This window comes from Amycolatopsis rubida (assembly GCF_900115345.1).
GTDB lineage: Bacteria > Actinomycetota > Actinomycetes > Mycobacteriales > Pseudonocardiaceae > Amycolatopsis > Amycolatopsis rubida.
On record NZ_FOWC01000002.1, the window covers coordinates 409,625 to 432,972 of the forward strand.

A 23,348-nucleotide genomic window follows, 5' to 3' on the forward strand; every position below is an offset into this window, starting at 1 on the left:
CGGAGGGAGCCCCATGCCGCCTCATCCAGTCCCCGTCCAGACCGACCCTGCCGTCGGTTCGCCCGCGCCCCGCTCGCTGACCAGATCGATCGGGGTCGGCGGCGGCACCCTGCTGACGCTGAGCTGTGTGACTCCCGCGTCGTCGTTGTTCGTTCTCGTCCCGCCGCTGTTCGGTTCGCTCGGCACCGGCACCGCGCTGGCCATCGGGCTCGCCGTGCTGCTGTGCGTGGGGATCGCGTTCTGCTATTCCGAGCTCGGCACGCTGGTGCCGAGCTCGGGCGGCGAGTACGCCATGGTGTCCACCGTGGTCAGCCGGTTCGCCGGGTGGATCACGTTCATGCTGTCGTTCATCGTGATCCTGGTGGTGCCGCCGATCATCGCGCTCGGAGTCGCCGGCTACCTGGCGGTGCTCGGGCACGTCGATCCGTCCGTGGCGGGTGCGCTGGTGATGCTGGCGGCCACCGGGATGGGCCTGGTGAACCTGCGGTCGAATGCGTGGCTGACCGGGATCTTCCTGGTGATCGAGATCCTCGCGATCGTCGTGGTGTCCGTGCTCGGGTTCGCCCACACCGACCGCCCGGCCGCGGTGCTCGGGCGACCCAGCATGGACGGCGTGCATCCGATCGCGCTGGTCTCGGTGGTCGCCGGGCTGGCGGTCGCGTTGTTCGTGGTGCAGGGGTTCTCGACCGCGGTGTACCTGGCGGAGGAGATGCGCGAGCCGCACAAGACGGTCTCGCGGACCGTGTTCTGGACGCTCGGTATCAGCGCGGTCGTGATCCTGGTGCCGGTCGTCGCGATCACGCTGGGCGTGCCGGACCTCGCGATCCTGCAGAACCTCGACCTGACCGCGCTCGTGGTGAGCTGGAGCAGTTCGGCCTTCGGCACCGTCGTGAGCCTGTGCATCGCGGCGGCGATCGTGAACGCGGTGATCGTGATGGTGATCCAGAACTCGCGCGTGCTGTACGCGTCGGGGCGGGATCGCGCTTGGCCGGAGCCGGTGAATCGCGCGTTGAGCGTGGTGAGTCCGCGGTTTGGCGCGCCCTGGGTGGCGACGCTCGTAGTCGGCGTCTCGGAAGCGGTGCTGTGCTTTGTGCCGGTGGAAACGCTGAGCGGTGTGACCGGGGTGGCCGTGGTCGCGCTGTACCTGGCGATTTCGGTGAGCGTGCTGTGGGCGCGGCGGCCAGCACACCGGCGTCCGCAGGTATGGCGGATGCCGGGATGGCCGGTGGTGCCCGTTGCGGCGGTGCTGGCGCTCGGCTACGTACTGGTGTCGCAGAGCCTGCTGGACCTGGCGATTACCGCCGGGGTGCTGGTGGTTTCGGCCGGGTACTGGTGGGGCTACCTGCGGCGGCGGCCGGATCGGTGGCTGGTGACGATTCCCTCACCCGTACCCGGGTGAGGACGGACAGCTCGGTCGGGCGCAGTGCCGCCGCGATCCCCTCTGGCGCGCAGGAGGGCGGCCATCGATAAGTTCCGGGGGCTTACCCGCTGATCGCGTGGCGAGTTTGGCTGATCGTTTCCTCGGTGCGGTCCATCGTGACGCCGAGCCAGCTGACCAGCGCCGGGCGGTCGGGGTCGAATCCGCCTTGGCCGAGGTGGCCGGTCAGCGACTGCTCTTGCCGGTATCGGCTAGCAGTCTTTGCTTGCAGCGCCGGGTGGCGGGTTTGTCCACTTCGAACACGCGGGCGTGGCTGGCTCCGCGGTAGGCGTAGAAATCGAGTTCTGCGCCGAGAATCACGTATTGCTCGACGCCCATTTCCGTGTAGCTCAGCGGTTCCGCTTCGGCAACGGAGGGATCAACTGGCGAGGGCGATTGTGTAGAGAGCGAACGGTTCGCCTCGGTGCGGGACATCGTCGCGGTAGGTGAAGCCGAGCCGCTCCATCACCGCACGGGAACGGACGTTGTGCACCTCGGTGAAGGCGACGACTTCCGCCGCGCCGAGTTCTCGTGCCCGGGCCAGCGAGGCCGATTTCGGTGGCGAGGAGTTCTCCGGATTCCCGGTGCCGGGCCAGCCATTTGCCGACACGGTCGAGCTTCCGCGTCGGCGCGGGTCCATTCGCCGTACCAGCGGGCGATGCCGGGGTCCAGATGCAGCCGGTACAACTCGTCGGCGAGGTCCGGACCGATCGGGGTGAGGCGCAGGCGTTCGGTTTCCAACTCAGGCGGCCGCAGCGGTCGGAACTGCCAGCGAGGCGTTTACCCGGGCGATGAATTCCGCATTGGACTTCGTCGTGCGGACCTGTTCCAGAAACTGTTCCGCGGCCCGCTTCGGATCCTGCGTGGACAGCGCGCGGCGGACCTCGTTCAGCACGGCGAGTTCCTGTGGCGGGACGATCAGCTCGTCGCGGCGGGTGCCGGAGCCGAAGAAATCTACCGCGGGGAAAACGCGGTGGTCGGCGAGCACTCGGTCCAGGCGGAGTTCCGAGTTGCCGGTGCTTTTCAGTTCCTCGAAGAATACCGTGTCCGCCAGCGAACCCGTGCCGACCAGTGCGGTGGCGATGATGGTGAGCGAGCCGCCTTCCTCGATGTTCCTTGCCGCGCCTAGGATTTTCTTCATCGGGTGCAGTGCGCTGGCGTCGACACCGCCGGACAGGATCCGGCCCGAGGTGCGGGCCGCCAGGTTGTACGCGCGGCCGAGGCGGGTCAGGGAATCCAGCAGCAGTACGACGTCGCGGCCGGTTTCGACCAGGCGTTTCGCGCGTTCCAGCGCCAGTTCGGCGACGGCGGTGTGCTCGGCTGGTTTGCGGTCGAAAGTGGACGCTACGACCTCGCCGTGCACCGAGCGGGTCATGTCCGTGACTTCTTCGGGGCGTTCGTCGGCGAGTAGTACCATGAGGTGCGCCTCGGGATGGTTGACCGCCACCGCTTGCGCGATCGCTTGCAGCACAGTGGTTTTGCCGGTGCGCGGCGGCGCGACGATCAACGCGCGCTGGCCTTTGCCCAGCGGCGCGACCAGATCCAGGACGCGCGTGGTGAGCTGGTGCCTGCTGGTTTCGAGGACCAGTCGCTGGTTGGGGTGAATGGGGGTGAGTTTGTCGAAATCGGGACGCCGTTGCCCGGGCGGGCGGCCGTTGACCGAGACGAGTTCGCCGTTGCCGAGGACGAGTTCGTCGCCGCGGCGCAGGCCGTGGGCGCGGACCAGGGATAGCGGAACGGGCGGGCCGCCGGGGGTGTAGCCCAGTGTGGCGGTCTTGCCGTGGATATCGAGAATTCCTTGCTGTGTCATGGTTTGTGGCTCCTTGAGCAGTGACAGTCGACGCGAAAAACACGGACCGCCGGATGAGACGAAGCGGGTCAGGTGACGGGCTTCGGGAAAGACGCCGATCCTCGTCGCGTTGACTCACGCTGGCCGAGAGGGCGGAACCCCTGGGCGGCGGGGCCGACTTCCTGGGGTATGCGGCGAGAGTAACGCATCGGTTCCGGCCGCACAAGCGAGAGGGGCCTGGTGAGTGGTTACGCCGGTGAGAACCGGCATCGCCACTCACCAGGCCCCAACGCACCCGGTCGCTGATTTATTCCCGGCGGCCCGCGCCGGTCACGGCATCTCCCACGGAGCCCGCGGCAGCACGTGCCCGGTCTCCAGCAACGACTTGAGATTCGACAGCACAGCCGCCCAGCCGCCGGACACGTCCTGGTGCGCCTTCTCGTCGGGCAGGTCCTCGTGCGTCACCGTCAGCCGGACGATGCCCTCGTGCGCTTCGATGTCGAACGTCGCGCGGGACGGCTCCTGATCCTTCGGACCGTTCGGGTCGAACCAGGTGGTGACCAGGCGTTTCGGCGGGACCGCCTCGATCACCTCGCCCTCGACGTCGGCGATCCCGGACCCGTCGGTCCGCACGTGCGCCCAGCGCGAACCCTTGTTCCAGTCGGATTCGTTGCGGTGGCCCCAGTACTGCCCGGTCAGCTCGGGGTCGGTGAGCGCGTGCCACACCTGCTCCGGCGTGGCATGGATGTAGGTCACATACACGAAACTCGGCTTCATGGCTTCCTCTGCTCGACGTTTGACGGCACTGAGCATCCGCAGCCGCGGCTGCTCGAACCGGTTCACCCACCGCTCCCGCATCTCGTGCAGCGGCACCGGATTGAGGTAGTGCAGCTTTTCCCGGCCGCGGCGCACGCTGCTCACCAGGTTCGCCGCCTCCAGCACGGCGAGGTGCTGGGTCGCGGACTGCCGCGTCATCTCCAGCCGGCGGCACAGTTCGCCCAGCGTTTGCCCGTTGTCCTCGCGCAACTGGTCGAGCAGGTACCGGCGAGTCGGATCCGCCAGCGCCTTGAACACTTTGTCCAGGTCAGGTGACACACTTACAGTAAGGCAGGCAAATGGCTGCCTGTCAAGGCGGCCGGGATAGAAACAGGTCAGCGCCGAGGCGAGTTGGTGACCGCCTCGGCGCTGACTACTGAGAGTGCTTAGAAGACCTCCGGGGTGAGCGAAGGAGCCGCCATGTCGGCGTCGAACGGGAACATCGGGCGGACGATGCCGGAGTGGCCGAGCCGGAGCAGGTCCTGGTCGACGCCGCCGGGGGTGAGGGCCAGCAGCCAGTCCGCGGCCATGTCGTACAGCTCCGGTTCGAGGTAACCGATCTTCACGATCACCACGTCCGCCTCGCGCGGGTGCAGGCCGAGCGCGCGGAAGTCGGATTCGAGGTGATACGGCTTGCGGCGTGCGGTCACGATCACCCGCAGGCCGCCGGCGGCGAGCGCCACCGCGGTTCCGGCCACCGGGTCGTCGGCGTCGATCGCGGCGACCTGTGCGGTGAGTGCGACCGGGCCGTGCGGGCCGGAATCGACTTTCCCGCCCAGTTCAACCGAAATCTTCGCGCCGACGCCAGCCGCGACCGCCATTGCGACGGCTTCCGGGTCCACAATGGCCGCGTACAAAGTGGTCAGCGAAGAATCCACAATGGCCGGAGTGTTCAGCAGGACGTCGAGACTCCACGATGTGTCCCCAGCACCGCCAGCGGTCGGGTTGTCGCCGGAATCGCTGATGAAGAACGGTCGCGACGGAGAAGCGAACGCCTGCTCAAGGCATTCCGGGAGGGTGCCGGTCGGGGCAACGAAAGCGAAGTCGTGGCGAGCGTCCCAATAGGACTGGGCCAGCCGCTCGGCTTCCTTGGTGATCAGCGAAACGTCGTCACCCATCACTACCACCGCGGCCTGGCAGCGCGGTTCGTCCGCCCAGGCGTAACCGACCCACATCGCCGCGTCCAGAACTCCGTCCAGCGCTTCGACGGAATCCACTGCCGCGTAAACGCTCTTCGCCGGTTCGAGCCGGGTGCTGGTCTTCTCCCCCGGCAACAGGACCGGAACCTGCACCCACGCCTTCTTCGGCCGACCGCCGGACCGCAACCGCGACACCAGATTCCGCGCGGCCCGCTCACGGGTCTCCCACGCGTCCTCGTGCGGGGCCATCCGATAGCAGGTGATCAGGTCCAGCGCGGTGACCAGTTCCCGGGAAACGTTGCCGTGCAAGTCCATCGATGCCGACACCAGGACCTCCGGACCGACGATCGAACGGATCTCCTGCGCGAGCGAAGCCTCCACATCGGACCGTCCGACGACACTCATCGCGCCGTGGATGTCGAAGAACAGCCCGTCCAGCTCGCCCGCCGAACGCAACCGGTCCAGGATTTCCCCGGACAGCTCCGCGTACGCCTCTTCGGTGACCGCGCCGCCGGGGAGCGATCGCGCGTCGACCAGCGGAACCCATTCCACCTCGGCGGCCCAGTCCGCGTCGAGAAAGTCGTAGCGGCCAAGCAGCTCGTCCCCGCGCAGCACCCGGAAGTCGTCCACTGTGGACCGATGCGGCGAGAAGGTACTCGATTCGATGGCGATTCCGGTGATCCCGACCCGCAGCTTCTTCATCGTCCACTCCGTTTGATCGCTTGCTCGAACACCGCGTCCAGCGCGAGCGCGCCCGCGCCGTAAAGTCCCGCGTCCGCACCGAAGCGCACCCGGTCGATCCGCAGTTCCCTGGTAGCCAAGGGAAGGCACCGTTCGTACAGCGCACCGCGCACGGCCGCGACGAACGCCTCCGAACCGGACAGTGCGCCGCCGAGCAGCACCTCGTCCGGGTTGCTGAAGTTGACCACCGTGGCCAGCACCTCGCCGAGCCGCAGCCCGGCGCGCCGGACGGCCGTGGTCGCTTCGGGGTGTCCGTCTTCCGCAGTGGCCATCACCTGTGCGGTCGTCTCCAGCTTCAGCCCCTGCGCCCGCAGCTGTCCGACGAGCGCCGCGCCGCTGGCCACCACTTCCAGGCAGCCACGGTTCCCGCAGGTGCACGGCTGATCCTCGGCGGCAGGCACGCGCACGTGGCTGATATCGCCCGCGACTCCGGCCCGGCCGCGATAAAGCTCGCCGCCCAGCACGATTCCGGACCCGATGCCGGTACCGGCCTTCACCACCAGCAACGTCCGGCCGGGCGCGCCGGCCACGGATTCGCCCAACGCCAGCATGTTCGCGTCGTTGTCCACGACGACCGGCAGCTCGAAGTGCTCCGCCAGCGCTTCCCGCACCGCGAAACCGCGCCAGCCGGGCATCCGCGACGGCAGCGTGATGGTGCCCGCGTTGACGTCCACCGGGCCCGGGAAAGCGACGCCGAGACCGAGCGCGCGGCCGGGACAATCCGCGCCTGCCATCACATCGCGCACCGCCGCCGCGAGCCCGGCGACCAGTTCGCGAGGCTCCTGGCTGATGTCCAGCGGCCGCTCGTGCGCTTCCAGCAGGTTGCCCGCGATGTCGAGCGCGCCGATCCGCACGTGCCGGGAGCCGACGTCGGCGGCCCAGACGTGGCCGAACTCCGCGTTGACCGACAGCAGCTTCGGCCGCCGCCCGCCCGCGGACCGGCCCTCGCCGGACTCGCTCAGCACCCCGGCGGACATCAGCGCCTGCGTGCGCACCGACACCGTCGACTGCGGCAGCCCGAGTGCTCGCGCCAGGTCCATGCGCGACGTCGCGTGGCCGTGCGCGACCAGCCACAACAGCCGCAGCGGTCCGGCCGGATCCACCGCGTCACCTCTTTCATCAAAGCTGATGTAACTAAACTGTTCGAAAGGACTCTTGGCAATTCCCGTCTCGCGTGCAAGATTACCCGACAGCCGGGACGCGGCATACCACCTGGCACTGGTCTTTCATCAGAGTTGTTGGAAGTGATGCGAATGGCTCGACGCCCGTGGCGCACCGCGCTCGGGGTCACGCTCGCCGCCGCGCTGGCGCTGTCCGGCTGCGCGGCGAGCCGGGAACAGCACGGCGGCGGTTCCGGCACCCCGAAAACCGGCGGGACCGTGCGGTTCGCGATGCCCCCGTCGGCGACGCCGAACTGGATCATGCCGTTCTCGATCCCCGGCTACGGCGGGTCGTACAACGGCATGATCCGGTCGACCATGTACGTGCCGCTCTACAGCTACGACGGCAGTTCCGGTTCGGTCAACCTCGACGACGCCGCGAGCGCCGCGAACCTGCCGAGCTACTCCCCCGACGGCAAGACCGTGACGATCACGCTCAAGCCGCTGACCTGGTCCACCGGCGAGCCGCTGACCAGCCGCGACGTCGAGTTCTGGCTCAACCTCGCCCGCGCGGGCAAGGACAACTGGGGCAAGTACTCGAAGGGCCTGATCCCGGACAGCATCACCGGGTTCCACGCCGTGGACGACCGCACCTTCACCTTCACCCTGGACAAGGCGTACAACCCGGACTGGTTCACCGCCAACCAGCTCAGCCTGATCGTCCCGATGCCGCACGTGTGGGACCGCACGAGCGCCGCAGGCCCGGTCGGCGACCACGACCGCACTCCGGACGGCGCGAAACAGGTCTTCGACTTCCTGGTCAGCCAAGGGAAACAGCTCGGCACGTACGCGACTAATCCACTGTGGAAAGTCGTGAACGGACCGTTCACACTGGCCGGGTTCACCACGTCCGGCGAGGTGACGCTGCGGAAGAACCCGAAGTACACCGGACCGGACCCGGCAAAGCTCGACACCGTCCGGTTCCTGACCTTCACCGGGTCGTCGGCGGAGTACAACGTGCTGCGCGCGGGCGGCGTCGACTACGGCTACCTGCCGACGTCGAACCTCGGCCAGCGCTCGAAGCTGGCGGAGCAGGGCTACCGGGTCGAACCGTGGAACGGCTGGTCCATCACGTATTCGCCGTACAACTTCAACAATCCCAAGCTGGGCAAGGTGTTCTCCCAGCTGTACGTGCGGCAGGCGATCCAGCACGCGGTCGACCAGGACGCCATCACCTCGGTGATCTGGCGCGGCGCCGCGCGTGTCGGCTACGGCCCGGTCCCGCAGGACAACGACACGAAGTACCTGTCGCCTGAGCAAAAGACCAATCCGTACCCGTTCGACCTGAACAAATCGAAGCAGCTGCTCGCCGACCACGGCTGGAAGCCCGGCTCCGACGGCGTCCTCCTCTGCGCGGACCCGGCGAAATGCGGCGAGGGCATCGCCGAAGGCACCCGCCTGTCGCTGACCATGCTGACCGAATCCGGTTCCGACGAGACCGACGGCACGATGCAGGAGCTGCGCTCGGAGCTGTCGAGGGTCGGCATTGAGATGAAGATCAACGCGCAGCCGCTGAACACCGTGCTGGCCAACGGAACCACGTGCGAACCGCGGGACCCCGCGTGCGGCTGGCAGCTGTCCTACTTCGGCACGCAAGGCAGCTGGTACTTCTCGGCGAACCCGAGCGGCGAGGAACTGTTCGCGACCGGGGCGGGCACGAACTTCGGCGGCTACACCGATCCGAAGGCGGACAAGCTGATCGCCGCCACCAACCTGGCGTCGGACAACCGGGCGATGCTCGAGTACAGCGCCTATCTGGCCGAGCAGCTTCCGGTGCTGTGGCTGCCGAATCCGCCGTACCAGGTGTCGGCGATCGACACCGCGCTGCACGGCGTGACCCAGGACCCGATGGCCGGGCTGCTTCCGCAACGCTGGTTCTGGACGAGGTGAGGACATGACGCGCTACATCCTTCGCCGGATCGTGCTGGCCGTGGTGGTCGTGCTGCTGGTCACCGTGGTGACGTTCGTGCTGCTGCATTTGCTGCCCGGCGGACCGGCTCGCGGCGTCCTCGGCGTGAAGGCCACCGAGGCACAGATCGCCGCGTTCAACCACGCGCAGGGTTTCGACCAGCCGCTTCCGGTGCAGTACTGGGATTACCTGCTGCGGCTGCTCCAAGGCGACCTCGGCGACTCCTACACCCAGAACTCGCCGGTGAGCACCCTGCTGGCCGAGCGGATGCCGAAGACCTTGCTGCTCACCGTGGTGTCCACGGCGCTCGCGATCCTCGTCGCGCTGCCGCTCGGCGTGTGGCAAGCGGTCCGCCGCGGCCGTACCGCGGACGTGCTCACCACAGCGATCACCTTCGTGCTCTACGCGACGCCGGTGTTCTTCCTGTCGCTGGTGCTGATCATCCTGTTCGCGCAGGTCCTGCCGTGGTTCCCAGCGCAAGCCGCGCAGGGCGAAACGATCGGCGAACTGCTGTCCCAACCGGGTGCGCTGGTGCTGCCGGTGCTCGCCGGGACCGGAGCCGCGCTCGCCGCGTTCAGCCGGTACATGCGGGCGTCCACTCTGGACAGCCTGTCCGAGGATTTCGTGCGCACCGCGCGCGCGAAGGGAACGCCGGAGCGCACGATCATCTGGCGGCACGTCTGGCCGAACTCGCTGACCTCGGTGGTCTCCATGCTCGGCTACTACGTGCCGGTGGTGTTCGGCGGTTCGCTGGTCGTCGAATCGATGTTCAACTACCCCGGCATCGGCCTGCTGTTCTGGACCGCGACCCGCACCGCCGATTTCCCGGTGCTGCTGGGCGTCGTGCTCGTGATCGCCGTGGCGACCGTGCTCGGCTCCCTGCTCGCGGACCTGGTCCAGCTGGCGATCGACCCGCGGGTGCGGGTGAAGGGAGCACGGTCGTGACTGTCCTTTCGCGGCTGGTTGCCCGCAAATCCGCGGTCGCGGGCGCGGTCCTGCTGCTGCTGGTCGTGGCGTTCTGTTTCCTCGGGCCGGTGTTCTACGGCACCGACCAATCGCACACCGACCTCGCCTCGGCCCGCCTCGGGCCGGGCGGCGGGCATCCGCTCGGCACCGACGACCTCGGCTACGACGTGCTCGGCAGGCTCATGGTCGCCGGCCGGACGTCGCTGATCATCGGCGTGCTCGCCGGGCTCATCGCGACCGCGATCGGCGCGGTGTGGGGCGCGGTCGCCGGGTACACCGGCGGCTGGCTGGACACTGTGCTGATGCGGATCGTCGACACCGGCGTCGCGATCCCCGCGCTGTTCCTGCTGCTGGTGGCGGCTACGCTGGTGACGCCGAGCGTCGGCGTGCTGGCGCTGCTGATCGGCGCGGTGTCGTGGCTGGTGCCCGCGCGGCTGATGCGCGCGGAGACGGTGAGCCTGCGCGAACGCGACTACATCCGCGCGATCACCGTGCTCGGCGCGAGCCGCACGCGCGTGGTGTTCCGGCACATCATCCCGAACGCGATCGGCACCGTGGTGGTGAACGCGACGTTCCAGATCGCCGACGCGATCCTGCTCGTGGCGTACGTCAGCTTCCTCGGCCTCGGTGTGCCCGCGCCCGACACCGACTGGGGCGCGATGCTCTCCAAAGGAATTACCTACACCTTCGACGGCGCGTGGTGGCTGATCCTGCCGCCGGGCATCGCGATCGTCCTGGTGGTGTGCGCGATCAACTTCCTCGGCGACGGGCTGCGCGACGCGTTCGCGGTGAAGGGGCGACGATGAGCGAAGCAGTGCTGGACATCCGCGACCTGCGGGTGTCCTATACGGACGGTTCGGCGGCCGTCGACGGGCTGAGCCTGTCGGTCGCGCCCGGCGAGATCGTGGCGGTGGTCGGCGAGTCCGGCTCCGGCAAGAGCACGGCCGCGCTCGCGGTGCTGGGGCTGCTGCCGGGCTCCGCGCGGGTCACCGGGTCGATCGAGCTGGCCGGGCAGAACATCCTCGACCTGCGCGGCGAGGACCTGCGGAAGCTGCGCGGCCCGGCCGCCGGGATGGTGTTCCAGGAACCGATGACCGCGCTGAACCCGTTGCGGACCATCGGTTTCCAGCTCGCCGAGGCGATCCGCAACCACGACCCGGAGAAACTGCGCCACCGCCGCTACTACGACCGCTGCGCCGAACTGCTCGACCGCGTCGGCGTTCCGGAACCGGCGGCACGGCTGAAGCAGTATCCGCACGAGCTGTCCGGCGGGCTGCGGCAGCGCGTGATGATCGCGATCGCGATCGCGGCCGGACCCAAGCTGATCATCGCGGACGAGCCGACCACCGCGCTCGACGTCACGGTGCAGCAGCAGATTCTCGACCTGCTTCGCGACATCCGCGAACACGAGGGCACCGCGACACTGCTGATCACGCATAACATGGGTGTCGTCGCGGATGTCGCGGATCGCGTCGCGGTGCTGCGGAACGGCAGGCTCGTCGAACAAGCTCCGGCGGCGGAACTGTTCGCGTCGCCGAAGGCGGATTACACCCGGGAACTGCTGGCCGCGGTTCCGCGACTGGGTTCGTTCGCGCACGAAGCGGCCGCCGGGGAAACCCGGAAGCCGGTGCTCGCGCTGTCGAATGTGGTGGTCGAGTACGGCGGGCGACAGGTGGTCAACGACGTTTCCCTCTCCGTCTCACCCGGTGAGATCGTCGGGCTGGTCGGCGAATCCGGTTCCGGGAAAACGACGCTCGGGAACTGTGCGCTGGGCCTGGTCACGCCGAAATCCGGCACCGTCGAAGTGCTCGGCGGGCCGCTGCCGAACGGCACCGGCCGCTCGGCGCGGGCGGTCCGGCGGCAGATCGGCGCGGTGTTCCAGGACCCGGCGTCGTCACTCGACCCGCGGATGACGGTCGCGCAGACTGTCGCCGAACCGCTGGTCGTCCACACCTCGACCGGCCGCGGCGAGCGGCAGCGGCGGGTGCGGGAACTCCTCGACGCGGTGGAGCTGCCGAAAAGCGTGCTGGACCGGTACGGGCACGAGCTGTCCGGCGGGCAACGGCAGCGAGTGAGCCTCGCCCGCGCGCTGGTGCTGGGCCCGAAGCTGCTGATCGCCGACGAACCGACGAGCGCACTGGACGTATCCGTGCAGGCAGCGGTGCTGGAGGTGTTCCGGCGACTGCATCGCCAGTTCGGTTTCGGCTGCCTGTTCGTGAGCCACGACCTCGCGGTGGTGGACAGCCTGTGCGACCGGGTGGCCGTGCTGCGCGCGGGCGAACTCGTGGAGGAAGGCCCGGCGGAAACGGTGTTGCGCACTCCGGAACACTCCTACACCCAAGCGTTGCTGCTGTCCTCGCCGGTGCCGGATCCGCAGTTGCAGCGGAGCCGGCGCGAGGCGCTGGCCGGCGCGGACCCCGCGGCGTGACGGGGTTGCGGGCCGGAGTCGACATCGGCGGGACGAAAACCCTGGTGGTGGTGTGCGACGAGGAAGGCAGGGAGCTGGGCTCGGCGTCCGCGCCGTCGCAGTCGCACCGGGGCGGCGCGGCGATCCTCGACCGCGCGGCCGAGCTGGTCAGCTCACTGGTGCCGGACCACGCGGCGCTCGCCGGCGTCGGCGTCGGGGCGGCGGGCGTCGTTGATCCGGTGACCGGAACAGTGCTGGTCACCGGGGATTCGTTCACCGGATGGGCGGGCACGCCGGTCAACGCCGAGCTGTCCGCACGGCTGGGCGGAGTGCCGGTGCGCACCGTCAACGACGTGGACGGATTCCTGCTCGGCGAACTGCTGCCGGGCGAGCGGAACGTGCTCGGCGTCGCGGTCGGGACCGGGGTCGGCGGTGCGCTGTTCGTCGACGGGCGGCTGCTCTACGGCGGTGCGACCGGGGCCGGCGAGATCGGGCACGTCGGCCGCTACGGGGAGGAACGCTGCAGTTGCGGGCAGATCGGACATCTTGAGGCGTACGCGGCCGGACGCGCCCTGGCCCGCCGTTATGCCGAAGCGACCGGCCGGACCCGCACCGCGGAGGCGGTCGCCGAGGAAGCGCTCGCCGGGGACCGAGCCGCTCAGGCGGTGTTCACGGACGCGGGCCGGTTCCTCGGCCAGGCGGTCGCGCACGCGGCCGGACTGCTCGGCCTCGCGACCTGCGTGCTCGGCGGCTCGGTGGTCCGGTCCTGGGCACTGCTGGAGAAACCGGTGCGGGAAGCGCTGGCGGAACGGCCGCTGCTGTCCGGGGAACCGGTGTCGATCCGGCTCTCCCGGCACGGGGCGAAATCCGTGGCGCTCGGCGCGGCCAGTCTCACTGCCGGTATTCAGCGATCACCGGACGTGAGCAACCCCTGAACCAGTCCTCTGTGGACCATCGAGAAAACCGTGGCCTCGGGGTATACGCTGTCGGGCACCGACGGAGCCGGGGGCAACGATGCGCGCGAAACTGGGCGGAACGGGACGGGCGAGAACTGCGGCGGGCCATGCGCGTGAGCGTGGTCTCGACCCCGCTGACAGCAGGTGACTTGGTCTATACCATCCCGGTGATCAATTCCCGTCCGGTGGCCAACGAGGGGATCCCATGCCCGTCATCAGGCGCAACATCGTCCCGCTCCGGTACTCCGACCCGAGCGTCGTCGCGTACGTGCGCAGCCCGAGCGACTGGATGGTGTCCAACTGCGGCTGGATCCGGGGCCGGGAAGGCGTTCTGCTCGTCGACACCTGCGGCACCGAACGCGACACGCTCGACCTGGTCAGCGACGTCCGCAAGTACTCGACCGTCGAAATGCCGCTCACGCTCGTGCTGACCCACGCGCACGGCACCCACCACAACGGGGCCGGGGTCGCGCTGCGCAACGGCGGCCGGATCCTCGCCGCGCCCACCGCGGTGCCGATCATCCGGTCCGGCCCGCAGTGCCACGAGGAAATCTTCGCCTGCGCGAACTGGGGCAAGCTCGAAGCGCCGCGGCCCGAGGCGGTGCACGCGGTGATCGAACCGGTCGAGGTGGACCTCGGCGGCGTGGTCGTGGAGGTCGTCCCGTTTCCCGGGACCGCGCACACCGACGGCGACCTGGTGCTGTTCGAACCGCGCACCGGGACGCTCTTCACCGGCGATCTGCTGTCGGTCGGGTCGACGCCGTTCGCCGTGCACGGTTCGATCCCTGGCTGGCTGACCGCATTGGACTGGCTCGACAAAATGTTCCCGGACGTCCGCACCTTCGTGCCAGGGCACGGCGGGCTCAGCCATCCGGGCAGTTTCCCGGTCGCGGTGCTGCGCACTTATCTGCACTGGCTGCTCGACGCGACCGCGGGCGCGGGCACGCCGGACTTTTCCGAACTCGCCACGATCGCCCGCCGCCGCTGGCCCACGTGGACAGTCCCGGAACGGCACATCGGGAATCTGCTGCGCGCGCACGCCGACCAGCACGGGGAGCAGCTCGCGTCCGCCGAAGCGATGCGCGCGATCCGCGATGCCGCGGGCGGCAAGATCGACCTGGACACGCTGCTCGGACTCGGCAAGTCTTAACACCGGGAAATCGATTCCCCGAAACGGCGGACACGGATCTTTCCCGGCATCGGCTCCGCTCCCGAAGAGGTCCGTGAAGGGCTCCTTGCGGGAATCCGGTTCCCGCGAGGAGCCCTTCACGGACGTCCACATCGCCTCGATGCGGGAAGGCGCTATTTCCCCCGGACAGCCAGAAGGGCGCCGCCGGGATTCCCGGCGGCGCCCTTACCGCTGATCACTAGCCGCGGCCCCCGCGGCACAGCTGCCGAAGAAAACGTCAGGCGCTGGTCTTCTTGCGCGTCGCGCGCTTGCGAGCCGGCTTGGCCGGAGCCTCGGTGTCGCGCTCTTCGTACGCCTTCACGATCTCCGCCGGGAGCCGGCCCCGGTCGGAAACGGTGAAACCGTTGTTCTCGGCCCACTCGCGCATCGCCTTGTTGCGCTCGCGGTCCGCGGCGGTCGAAGCGGGCCGCGGGGACTGCCCGGCGGCCATCCGGACCTTGCGGCCGCCGACCCGGCGCGAGGCGGCGACGTAACGGGCCAGCTCGTCCCGAAGTGCGGCAGCGTTGTCTTCGGACAGATCGATCTCGTAGCTCACGCCGTCAAGACTGAACGGGACGGTCTGTTCGGCGATGCTGCCGTCGATGTCGTCCACCATCTCGACATGGACTTTTTGCGCCATGATTCGCGTTCCTTCACCTTCTACAGGATGTGCCTGCGATTACCCTATCGTGTCGAGTGACGGTGCGCGCAGCGCGACTCCATTCCGGTTGCGCCGCCCGCGCTTTCCCGGCCGGTTCCCGAACACCTTCGGCGCCCAATCCGCGACTGCGCGCACAGTTCCGCCGCACTGGAAATTTTCCAGTGCGGCGGTATTCGCACGCGGTTTCCCGCTGAGCGGACTGGGAGACCGGCCTCGAAACGGCCGAAGGCCACCGGGTCGAAACCCGATGGCCTTCGGTGCGGTGCGGAGAAACGCGAGCTAGTTCGCCCCGGCGGGCGCACCCGTCTCCGGGTCGAGCGGGAGCTTGCCCGCCTGCGGCCACCAGAAGTTGAACATGTTCCAGAGTCCGCCCGCGCGAGTGTCGAACGAGCCGTTCCCGACCCGGCCGGAGAACCAGTTGTCCTCGATGAACTTCAGCACCGAGGTCTGGTCGGTCCGGGTGTGGTCGACGTAGTTCACCTTGCTGTAGGGCGAGATGACCAGCAGCGGCAGGCGCGGACCGTAGCCGCAGCGGTCGGCGTGCCCGCCGAGACCGGACGGCTTCCCGGTGCACACGGCCTGGTCCTGCGAAGCGTCCTGCGAACCGTTGACGATCTTCGAGTTCTCGTGGTCGTACCAGCCGTCGGAGTCGTCATAGGCGAGCACGACCGCGGTCGAACGCCACTCCGGCGACTGCTGGATCTTGTTGATCTCGTCCACGACGAAATGCTGTTCGTCGAGCGGGTCGGAATAGCCCGCGTGCCCGTCCTGGTACTCCGGCGCCTTCAGGAAGCTCACCGCGGGCATCGAACCGGCCTTGAGCGCGTCGTTGAAGTCGCTCGTGTCGTACTGGTGGTTGGCCTGGTCGGTCTGCCCGATCGCCTGCACCGAGGACGGCGGCAGGTGGTGCGGGTTCGAAGTGGACTTGTAGTACTGGAACGGCTGGTGGTGCGGGCTGTAGTCCACGGAGGACTGATTGCCGACGTTCGCGTGCTTCTGTCCGCAGACCGCGTAGCCGTTCTGCGTGCCGGTCGGCTTGAAGCCGCCCTGGAACCAGCCCCACGTGACGTGCCGGTCGTTCAGCAGGTCGCCGACGTTGCGGCCCCGCATCGCGCCGAGGTTGTCCTTCGCGGTGTGGTTCTTGTCCGAACAGTCGTCCCACGCCGGGTCCGGGTCGTTGATCACGGTGCCGACACCGTCGCCGTCCGGCGACGCGGTGACGTACGGGTCGCTCTTCGGCTCGTGCGTCACCGGGTCGACCGCCTGGATCCCGTGCGTCTGCCCGGAGATCAGGTTGATCGCACCGGGGGTGGACGGGCCGAAGACGGTGTTGAACGAGTTGTCGCTCAGCGAGTAGTGCTGCGCGTAGTTCCACATGCCGGTGACGGTGTTGCCGTCGTAGTAGTCCATCACCAGACCCGGCTCGCCGAACAGGACCGGCTGGCCGGTGCACTTGTCGGTCTCGGTCTTCTCGACGAACTTGTCCATCTTGCCGCCGTTGAACGCGGCCTGCTCGGCGCCGTAGCTGTGGTTCTGGTCGCAGGTGAGCGCCTGGTCCGGCCCGAGCCGCTTCGGGTTGTAGGCGTTCGGGTTCCGGGTGAGCAGCTTGTCGTCGAGGCCGTTGACCTTCGGCGTGTGCTTCGCGGCCTGGAACGGGGTGCCGTTCTCGTTGGTGGCCTCCGGGTAGGTGCCGAAGTAGTGGTCGAACGAAATGTTCTCGCCGAAGATCACCACGACGTGCTTGATCGGGGTGAGCGTGGGCAGCCACGACGCCGGCAGCGGGTGCAGCGGCTGGGCCTGCGCGGACGACGCCGCGGACCCGGTGACGATCGCGAGCACGGCCGCCGAGACGAGCGCGCCCGCACCGAGCAGGCGACGGCGCCGCCTGCCGAATGCTGTGTCCACTGAGGATTCCTCCTGGTTTCGCGGGGTGGGGATCGGGGCGCGCCTCAGGCGAGGAGCGCCCGGCCGAAGTGGTCGCTGGGACCGGTGACGCCGGGCAGCGCGAAGAAATAGCCGCCGCCGAACGGGGAGATGTAGTCGACCAGCGGTTCGTCGATCAGCCGCTTCTGCACCGCCTCGAACTGACGCTCAAGATCCTGCTGGTAGCAGGTGAAGACGAGGCCCATGTCGAGGTTTCCGTTGGCGTCGACACCGCGGTCGTAGTTGACCGCGCGGCGCAGGATCCGCTGCCCGTCGGTCTGCGGCGTGCGCGGATTCGCCTTGCGGATGTGGCTGGTCAGCGGGATGACGGTACCGATCGGATCGTCGGCGTAGCGTGGTTCGTCCTGTTCGGACGCCCCGTCCAGCGGCGCGCCGGTGTCCCGGCGGCGGCCGAACATGTTCTCCTGCTCGGTGATCGAGACCCGGTCCCAGAACTCGACCAGCATCCGGATCAGCCGGATCACCTGGTAACTGCCGCCAGCCGTCCACCCGGGCTCGCCCGCCCCCGACACCCACACCAGCCGGTCCATTTCGGACTCTCCCGGATTCGCGGTGCCGTCCTTGAACCCCATCAGATTGCGCGGCGTGCCAGCCGGCCTGGACGGCGAACTGAACCCGTTGATCTTCCAGCGCAACTGCATTCCGCCACGCGTCGCGCGGGTCAGGTCGCGCAGCGCGTGCAGCACGGTGTCGGTCTCGCTCGCGGACAGCGTGAGCGACAGGTCGCCGTGGCATTGCGGCGTGTCGAGCGCGTCGTTGGGGAACATGGTCATCGGCTTGAGCTTTTTGGGCTTGCGATCGGCCAACCCGTACCGTCCGTCGAAAAGAGACGATCCGACACCGACGATCACGCCAAGGTCGCTCTGCGGAACGACCGGACCGAGCACCCCGGAGTCAGCGGGCGGGGCGGTAATCCCGAGCGCAGCCGGAGCACCGCCGTTCGTGAGAAACCGCGCGCGTCCGGTTATTTCCTGAAACAGCTGAGTCAATTCGGCGCGATTCTCAGCGACCACGTCGAAGGAAGCGATCACACTCTGAGCCGGCGGCTGGCGGAGAATCGCCGCCTGCCTGGGACCATGGAAGGAAACGGTGTTCGTCCCTTCACTCGCACTGGCTGTTACCCCTATTCCGGCTGCCGCAGTGATTCCCGCGCCCACGACGGTACGACGCAGGAAGGACCGGCGAGAGGATTCCGTCGTCACGAGATCCTCCTCGGCTCCGCGATCGCAGCGATCGGAGCGAGCAACTCAGTCAACTCACTCACGTCGGCATTGAGTTTTCGCCGCTGCGACGCGGACAACTGACTCACCGGCGTCCACGAACCGTCCGGCTTCCTGGCGCTGTCGAGCGTGGCTTTGGTGCGCTTCATCCAGTTGTCCACCTTGGACAGTGCTGGATAGCGCGGAGCGAGAACCGGACGCAGTACATCGAGGACAGCTTGCGTCCCGTCAAGATTCGCCCGAGCGGTGGCAAGGTTGGTGCCGCTGCCGTAATCGGTGCGGGCAGTCAGTTCGAATTGCAGGGTATTCTCCACGATCTCGTGCGCGCGCAGACCGAGGTCGTTCGGGTCGACCTGGCTGTCCGCAAAGGACTTGCGGAGCTTCTGCACGTCGCTGTCCAACTGCTCAGCCACCGGAACAAGGCCGGCGAGGTCTTCGTTGTGCCACAAACCGGATTCGAGCCGATGGAACCCAGTGAAGTCCGGACTCTTGACTCCGTCCGGCACACCGTCAGCCGTGCCGTTGATGGCCTTGTCCGAGTCGCCAAAGGCGTTGTAAGCCGCACCGAGCCGTTCGTAGTCGAGATGTGCCACCAGCCAAGCAGCCTGGCTCGCACCGCGATCGTTGCCGCGAATGGCGTCCTCCACCTTGCCGACATCGGCCGCCAACTGGTCGAGCCCTTGCGTCACCTGCGCCTGATAGGCCTTCAACGGACCGAGCAGATCGTTCTGCGTCACCGGCGCGACGCCCGGACCGCGTTCCGCACCGCCGCTCACGGTGACGACCGGCCCGACAATCGCCGACGAATCCTCAGGGAGACAACGGAATGCGTAAGCCCCGTTGCCAAGCGTCACCTGCATCGGCCGGACAGTCCCACTGCCGAGCCCCTCGACCTCGCCGTAAACCACACCGGTGGCCGGGTCGATCAAATCCACCTCGGCGGTCACGGATCCGGTGTTGTGCAGATGAAAGGTCTGGACCCCAGCCCGCGGATCCGCCCAGCCCTGCCCGCAGGCAGACCGCGAGATCTGAATCTCCGGATCCCGCGCAGAAGCCCGCTCCGGCCACACCGCGACCACGATGCCCGCCGCCACGACCGCAATCGCGACCCCGCCGCCCATCCAGCGGGCACGCACAGACCCCGGCACTCTTTCCTCCACTCACACGTTCGGGCTACCGGGAGGGAATTATGCGTGCGGAAAGTGAAGAAACCCTGGTCGAGAACATCGCCTAGCCGGGAATTCACCAGGACTTCAACCAGGCAACGGAAGAAACCGGATATAGCCGCCAAAGCGCGCAGTAACCCCTCGCCCGTTTCGCCGCATATGACACTTTCCGCAGTACGTGAGGGGAAATCTGATTCCCTCAGGGTTCCCCTCGCGACCCGCCACCGCGCCCCGCCGCTGCCCGCAAGCCCACGCCGCGAACCCACCGCCGCCAGCCCCAAGCACGCTCCGCGTGCGAGAACCCGCGCACCCCAACACCCACCGCAGCAGACGCATCCACCCATCGAGGCACCCACCCATCGAGGCACCCACCCATCGAGGCACCCACCCACCGACGCACCCACCCGCCAACGCACCCAACGATCGAGGCACCCAGCCCCTCCCCCGCACCCCGATACGAAGCCTCCCTGCGGGCGGCGAGTGCTTGTCAAGGCATCTTTCCCGCCTTGACAAGCACTCACCGCCCGTCAACACACTCAAGCTTCGGGGTGCCCCACGCAACCACCAAAAACCGGCGACCAACCCCCCGAATCCCCGCTAGCGTGAACCAACTACGCAAGAAGGGCGGGTACCATGGACCACACCGAACTAACGAAGCGTTTCGCCACCCTGACCACCGCCCACCTGGCCGATGCCTGCCTGCGCGCCCGCCTGACCGTGCGATGCGCACCGGCCGGGACCAGGGGCGTTATCCCAGGACTCAAGCTAGGCGGAAGAGTCCGCCCAGCCAGACACTCCGGCAGCGTCGACGTCTTCCTGGAAGCGATCACCGCAGCCCGCCCAGGCGACGTCCTGGTAGCGGACAACCAAGGCCGCCAGGACGAGAGCTGCGTAGGCGACCTCATCACCGCCGAAGTCGCGTCAGCCGGACTCAGCGGCATCGTCATCTGGGGCCTGCACCGGGACACCGCCGAACTCCGCGAAATCGGTCTCCCCGTCTACAGCCTCGGATCGCTCCCCACCGGCCCTCTGCACCTCCACGACCGCGCCGCCAGCGCGCTCGAGTCCGCCACCGTCGGCGAATGGACCGTGACCACCGACGACCTGGTGTTCGGCGACGACGACGGCGTCCTCTTCGTCCCGGCGGCCCAAGCCGACGACGTATTCCGGCTAGCCGAATCCATCCGCGACACCGAACACCGGCAAGCGGCGAAGATCCGCGACGGCGTCACCCTCCGCGAACAGGTCCGCTTCAGCGAATTCCTGTCCCACCGGGAAACCGACCCGTCCTACACGTTCCGTCGGCACCTCCGCGTGAAAGACAGCGCCATTGAAGAATAAGAAAACCGCCCTGGTCACCGGAGTCGGCAGGAAAGCCGGAATCGGCGCCGCAATCGCCAGCCGGCTGCGGGAGGACGGCTGGACCGTCATCACCACCTACTGGTCCGGCTACGACCGCCGGATGCCCTGGGGTGCCGACGAAAACGTCCAGGGCATCGAAGCCGACCTAGCCGATCCGGCAACCCCGGCGAGGCTGTTCGACCAGATCGACGACGACGTCCAAGCACTGGTGCTGGCCCACTGCGAGTCGGTGAATTCCAGCCTGCTCGACACCACAGTGGACAGTTTCGACCGGCACTTCGCGGTGAACGCCCGCGCAAGCTGGCTGTTGATCCGAGAGTTCGCCCAACGCTACCGCGGACCGCACGGCGCGGGCCGGATCGTCACGCTGACCAGCGATCACGTGGTGCACAACCTGCCGTACGGGGCAAGCAAGGGCGCGCTCGACCGGATTACTCTCGCCGCGGCCGGGGAACTCGGCCACCTCGGCATCACAGCGAACGCGGTAAACCCCGGCCCGACCGACACCGGCTGGATCCCCGAAGCCCACCGCGACGCGTTCGCACAGCACAACCCGCTGGGCCGGATCGGCACCCCACGCGACTGCGCGAGTCTCGTCGCGTTCCTGTGCGGTCCGGAAGGCGGCTGGGTGAACGGTCAGGTCCTCGTCTCCAACGGAGGTGCGCAGTGAACGACAAACATCTCGCGTACGTCCTGCTCCCCCGCGGCGAAACCGTGCTGCTGATCCGCCGCGCGCCAGGGACTTTCCTGGGCGGGCACTGGGAATTCCCCGGCGGGACCGTCGAACCCGGCGAAGCCTCGGAGACGACCGCGGTGCGGGAAGCCGCCGAGGAAACCGGGCTGCGCGTACGGCTCGCGGGCGAACGGGCCCGCCAATCCTGGCCGGGCCGCACCGGCAAACCGTTCACCGTGCACGCCGCCTACTACGACGCGCACCCGGAGTTCCTCGGCGACCTTCAGCTCAACCCGGCCGAACACGACGACCACCGCTGGCTGACCCCCGCCGACGCGGCCGGACTCCCCCTGTCCGACCACGTCAGGCAGGTATTGCTCGGCTGAAATCCCGAGCCAGCTGTGCGGCCCGGTCGGCCAGCAACGACCGGGCCTCGGCCACACACCGGTACTCGTCCGGCTCCACGTCCGTCAGCGCGTAAACCCCGGCGAAGCCCGCTTCCCGCCATTCCGGCGCGGACAGCAGACACCGCCCGGCCACGGCGACGACCGGTGTGCCGCCCGCTGCCCGGAGAACGCCCACTGGCGCTTTTCCATGCAGCGACTGGGTGTCCAGCGATCCTTCGCCGGTGACGACGAGCCGGGCATCGCGGGCCGCGGCCGGGAAACCCAGCAGCTCCAGCAGCAACTCGATCCCGGGCCGGATGCGAGCGCCGAGTCCGGTGAGCACACCGAACCCGACGCCGCCTGCCGCGCCAGCGCCCGGGGTGGTGGCGTGCGCGGAGCCCACAACTTCGGCCCACCGAGTCAGCCCGCGTTCCAGCGCCGCGATCTCGGCAGGACCAGCACCCTTCTGCGGTCCGTAAACCGCGGCGGCGCCATCCACACCCAGCAGCGGGTTGTCCACATCGGACGCCAGAACCATGTCCACTTCGGGCAGTCCAGACAGATCCACTGTGGACAACTCCGTCAACGCCGCACCGCCCGGGGCAAGCGGCGCACCGGAAGCGTCGAGCAATCGCGCACCCAAGGCGGTCAGCAATCCGGCTCCGCCGTCGGTGCAGGCACTGCCGCCGGCCCCGAGCACGATCTGCGTCGCCCCGGCAGCACAGGCGGCCGCGATCAGCTCGCCCGTGCCGTAGCTGGACGCGCTCAGCGGTTCCAGCCTGCCGCCGGGCAGCCGGTGCAGCCCGGATGCCTCCGCCAGCTCGATCACGGCGACCGTCTCGCGCAGCGCGTAGTACGCGGTGGTCCGGCGGCCGGTCGGGCCGGAAACCCGCACCGGAATCCGCTGGAACCCGGCGGCGACCGCAGCGGCGACTGTCCCGTCGCCGCCGTCCGCCACCGGCAGCTGCCGTACTGGCTCGCCCGGTGCGACTTCAGCGAACGCGGAGGCCACCACCTCCGCGACCTCCGCCGCGGTGAGCGAGCCCTTGAACTTGTCCGGAGCGACCAGAACAGTCACGCCGTGGCCTTGAACGCTCGCCAGTCGCCGATTTCCGTGATGTCCCGCAGCTGCACGTGCGAGGTCTGCGGCCGCCGCAGCAGCATCGCGAACGCCGAACTGCCGTCGGCCAGCTCGATCACGCCCAGTTCCAGCTCCGGCGGTTCGGACGGGAGCACGCGGTCGCGCAGCTGGTCCAGCGTCAGGTCGTAAACCTCGCCGGAGATCGCCGCGCCGCCGTGCGCTACCGGGACCAGCGCCGGGCATTGCCCGCCTACCGAATAGAACCGGTACTTCGCGGCCGTCGTCGTTTCGGCCACCAGCGGCGCGCCGTCGAGCAAATGGTGCAGAGGTTCGCCGCGCATCGCGCCGCCGTTGAGGAACATCAGAGGCATGGTGGTCCCTTTCTGG

Annotated in this window: 22 protein-coding genes; 10 read left to right on the forward strand and 12 right to left on the reverse strand. The window is 68.4% G+C overall.

Going from position 1 to position 23,348, the window contains the following annotated elements; all coding sequences use genetic code 11:
- Nucleotides 1–13 precede the first annotated feature (13 nt).
- Complete coding sequence (locus BM362_RS10665; protein WP_093572982.1) at nucleotides 14–1,399, forward strand: APC family permease; 1,386 nt, start codon at nucleotides 14–16, stop codon at nucleotides 1,397–1,399.
- A 204-nt stretch (nucleotides 1,400–1,603) separates the two neighbouring features.
- Here the strand turns inward: BM362_RS10665 and BM362_RS10670 are convergent, their stop codons facing one another.
- The 6 genes from BM362_RS10670 to BM362_RS10690 form a co-directional block, all read right to left on the reverse strand.
- Nucleotides 1,604–1,852 carry a class I SAM-dependent methyltransferase gene (locus BM362_RS10670; protein WP_107309529.1) on the reverse strand — a complete coding sequence of 83 codons (249 nt, stop codon included), beginning with the start codon at nucleotides 1,850–1,852 and terminating at the stop codon, nucleotides 1,604–1,606.
- Nucleotides 1,797–2,027, reverse strand: coding sequence for a GNAT family N-acetyltransferase (locus BM362_RS48165; RefSeq protein ID WP_208865167.1), 231 nt, complete (start codon nucleotides 2,025–2,027; stop codon nucleotides 1,797–1,799). Before BM362_RS48165 ends, BM362_RS10670 begins: the two co-directional genes overlap by 56 nt.
- Nucleotides 2,028–2,159: 132 nt before the next feature.
- Entirely contained in the window at nucleotides 2,160–3,227 is a 1,068-nt protein-coding gene (rho, locus tag BM362_RS10675; protein ID WP_093572983.1) for a transcription termination factor Rho, read from the reverse strand.
- Nucleotides 3,228–3,536: 309 nt separating this feature from the next.
- On the reverse strand, nucleotides 3,537–4,301 hold the full coding sequence (locus BM362_RS10680) for an ArsR/SmtB family transcription factor (protein WP_093572984.1): 765 nt from the start codon (nucleotides 4,299–4,301) through the stop codon (nucleotides 3,537–3,539).
- 107 nt (nucleotides 4,302–4,408) lie between these two features.
- Complete coding sequence (locus BM362_RS10685) at nucleotides 4,409–5,863, reverse strand: M81 family metallopeptidase (protein WP_093572985.1); 1,455 nt, start codon at nucleotides 5,861–5,863, stop codon at nucleotides 4,409–4,411.
- A complete protein-coding gene (locus BM362_RS10690; protein WP_244287117.1) occupies nucleotides 5,860–7,005 on the reverse strand; it encodes an ROK family transcriptional regulator in 1,146 nt (381 codons plus the stop codon). The genes BM362_RS10685 and BM362_RS10690 overlap by 4 nt, the downstream gene beginning before the upstream one ends.
- A gap of 150 nt (nucleotides 7,006–7,155) precedes the next feature.
- Here BM362_RS10690 and BM362_RS10695 point away from each other — a divergent pair, with 150 nt between their 5' ends.
- The 6 genes from BM362_RS10695 (at nucleotide 7,156) to BM362_RS10720 (ending at nucleotide 14,450) form a co-directional block, all read left to right on the forward strand.
- The gene (locus tag BM362_RS10695; protein WP_067580412.1) at nucleotides 7,156–8,952 is read left to right on the forward strand and encodes a peptide ABC transporter substrate-binding protein; all 1,797 of its coding nucleotides are present in this window, start codon (nucleotides 7,156–7,158) and stop codon (nucleotides 8,950–8,952) included.
- 4 nt (nucleotides 8,953–8,956) lie between these two features.
- Complete coding sequence (locus tag BM362_RS10700; RefSeq protein WP_067580410.1) at nucleotides 8,957–9,916, forward strand: ABC transporter permease; 960 nt, start codon at nucleotides 8,957–8,959, stop codon at nucleotides 9,914–9,916.
- A complete protein-coding gene (locus tag BM362_RS10705; protein WP_093572987.1) occupies nucleotides 9,913–10,743 on the forward strand; it encodes an ABC transporter permease in 831 nt (276 codons plus the stop codon). Before BM362_RS10700 ends, BM362_RS10705 begins: the two co-directional genes overlap by 4 nt.
- Nucleotides 10,740–12,365: a dipeptide ABC transporter ATP-binding protein gene (locus tag BM362_RS10710; protein WP_093572988.1), complete on the forward strand. Its 1,626-nt coding sequence runs from the start codon at nucleotides 10,740–10,742 to the stop codon at nucleotides 12,363–12,365. Before BM362_RS10705 ends, BM362_RS10710 begins: the two co-directional genes overlap by 4 nt.
- Nucleotides 12,362–13,279, forward strand: a complete 918-nt coding sequence (locus BM362_RS10715) for an ROK family protein (RefSeq protein WP_093572989.1) — start codon at nucleotides 12,362–12,364, stop codon at nucleotides 13,277–13,279. The genes BM362_RS10710 and BM362_RS10715 overlap by 4 nt, the downstream gene beginning before the upstream one ends.
- 226 nt (nucleotides 13,280–13,505) lie before the next feature.
- Nucleotides 13,506–14,450 carry an MBL fold metallo-hydrolase gene (locus BM362_RS10720; RefSeq protein WP_067580401.1) on the forward strand — a complete coding sequence of 315 codons (945 nt, stop codon included), beginning with the start codon at nucleotides 13,506–13,508 and terminating at the stop codon, nucleotides 14,448–14,450.
- Nucleotides 14,451–14,706: 256 nt separating this feature from the next.
- On the opposite strand, the gene BM362_RS10725 is transcribed toward BM362_RS10720, so the two are convergent.
- The 4 genes from BM362_RS10725 to BM362_RS10740 form a co-directional block, all read right to left on the reverse strand.
- Nucleotides 14,707–15,108, reverse strand: a complete 402-nt coding sequence (locus BM362_RS10725) for a histone-like nucleoid-structuring protein Lsr2 (RefSeq protein WP_093572990.1) — start codon at nucleotides 15,106–15,108, stop codon at nucleotides 14,707–14,709.
- 300 nt (nucleotides 15,109–15,408) lie between these two features.
- A complete protein-coding gene (locus tag BM362_RS10730; RefSeq protein WP_067580396.1) occupies nucleotides 15,409–17,034 on the reverse strand; it encodes a phospholipase C in 1,626 nt (541 codons plus the stop codon).
- 44 nt (nucleotides 17,035–17,078) lie between these two features.
- Nucleotides 17,079–18,275 carry a Dyp-type peroxidase gene (locus BM362_RS10735; protein WP_067580394.1) on the reverse strand — a complete coding sequence of 399 codons (1,197 nt, stop codon included), beginning with the start codon at nucleotides 18,273–18,275 and terminating at the stop codon, nucleotides 17,079–17,081.
- Nucleotides 18,272–19,429 carry an EfeM/EfeO family lipoprotein gene (locus tag BM362_RS10740; RefSeq protein WP_167545263.1) on the reverse strand — a complete coding sequence of 386 codons (1,158 nt, stop codon included), beginning with the start codon at nucleotides 19,427–19,429 and terminating at the stop codon, nucleotides 18,272–18,274. Before BM362_RS10740 ends, BM362_RS10735 begins: the two co-directional genes overlap by 4 nt.
- A 663-nt stretch (nucleotides 19,430–20,092) precedes the next feature.
- Here BM362_RS10740 and BM362_RS10745 point away from each other — a divergent pair.
- The 3 genes from BM362_RS10745 to BM362_RS10755 are packed head-to-tail and all read left to right on the forward strand — an operon-like array spanning nucleotide 20,093 to nucleotide 21,880.
- The gene (locus tag BM362_RS10745) at nucleotides 20,093–20,800 is read left to right on the forward strand and encodes an RraA family protein (RefSeq protein ID WP_093572992.1); all 708 of its coding nucleotides are present in this window, start codon (nucleotides 20,093–20,095) and stop codon (nucleotides 20,798–20,800) included.
- Nucleotides 20,790–21,491: an SDR family oxidoreductase gene (locus BM362_RS10750; protein ID WP_067580390.1), complete on the forward strand. Its 702-nt coding sequence runs from the start codon at nucleotides 20,790–20,792 to the stop codon at nucleotides 21,489–21,491. The genes BM362_RS10745 and BM362_RS10750 overlap by 11 nt, the downstream gene beginning before the upstream one ends.
- Nucleotides 21,488–21,880 (forward strand): NUDIX hydrolase, encoded by a 393-nt coding sequence (locus BM362_RS10755; RefSeq protein WP_093572993.1) that lies wholly within the window; start codon nucleotides 21,488–21,490, stop codon nucleotides 21,878–21,880. Before BM362_RS10750 ends, BM362_RS10755 begins: the two co-directional genes overlap by 4 nt.
- On the opposite strand, the gene BM362_RS10760 is transcribed toward BM362_RS10755, so the two are convergent.
- On the reverse strand, nucleotides 21,858–22,958 hold the full coding sequence (locus BM362_RS10760) for a glycerate kinase (protein WP_093572994.1): 1,101 nt from the start codon (nucleotides 22,956–22,958) through the stop codon (nucleotides 21,858–21,860). The two genes, BM362_RS10755 and BM362_RS10760, sit on opposite strands and share 23 nt — an antisense overlap.
- Nucleotides 22,955–23,332 (reverse strand): allophanate hydrolase-related protein, encoded by a 378-nt coding sequence (locus tag BM362_RS10765; RefSeq protein ID WP_067580385.1) that lies wholly within the window; start codon nucleotides 23,330–23,332, stop codon nucleotides 22,955–22,957. Before BM362_RS10765 ends, BM362_RS10760 begins: the two co-directional genes overlap by 4 nt.
- Nucleotides 23,333–23,348 lie beyond the last annotated feature (16 nt).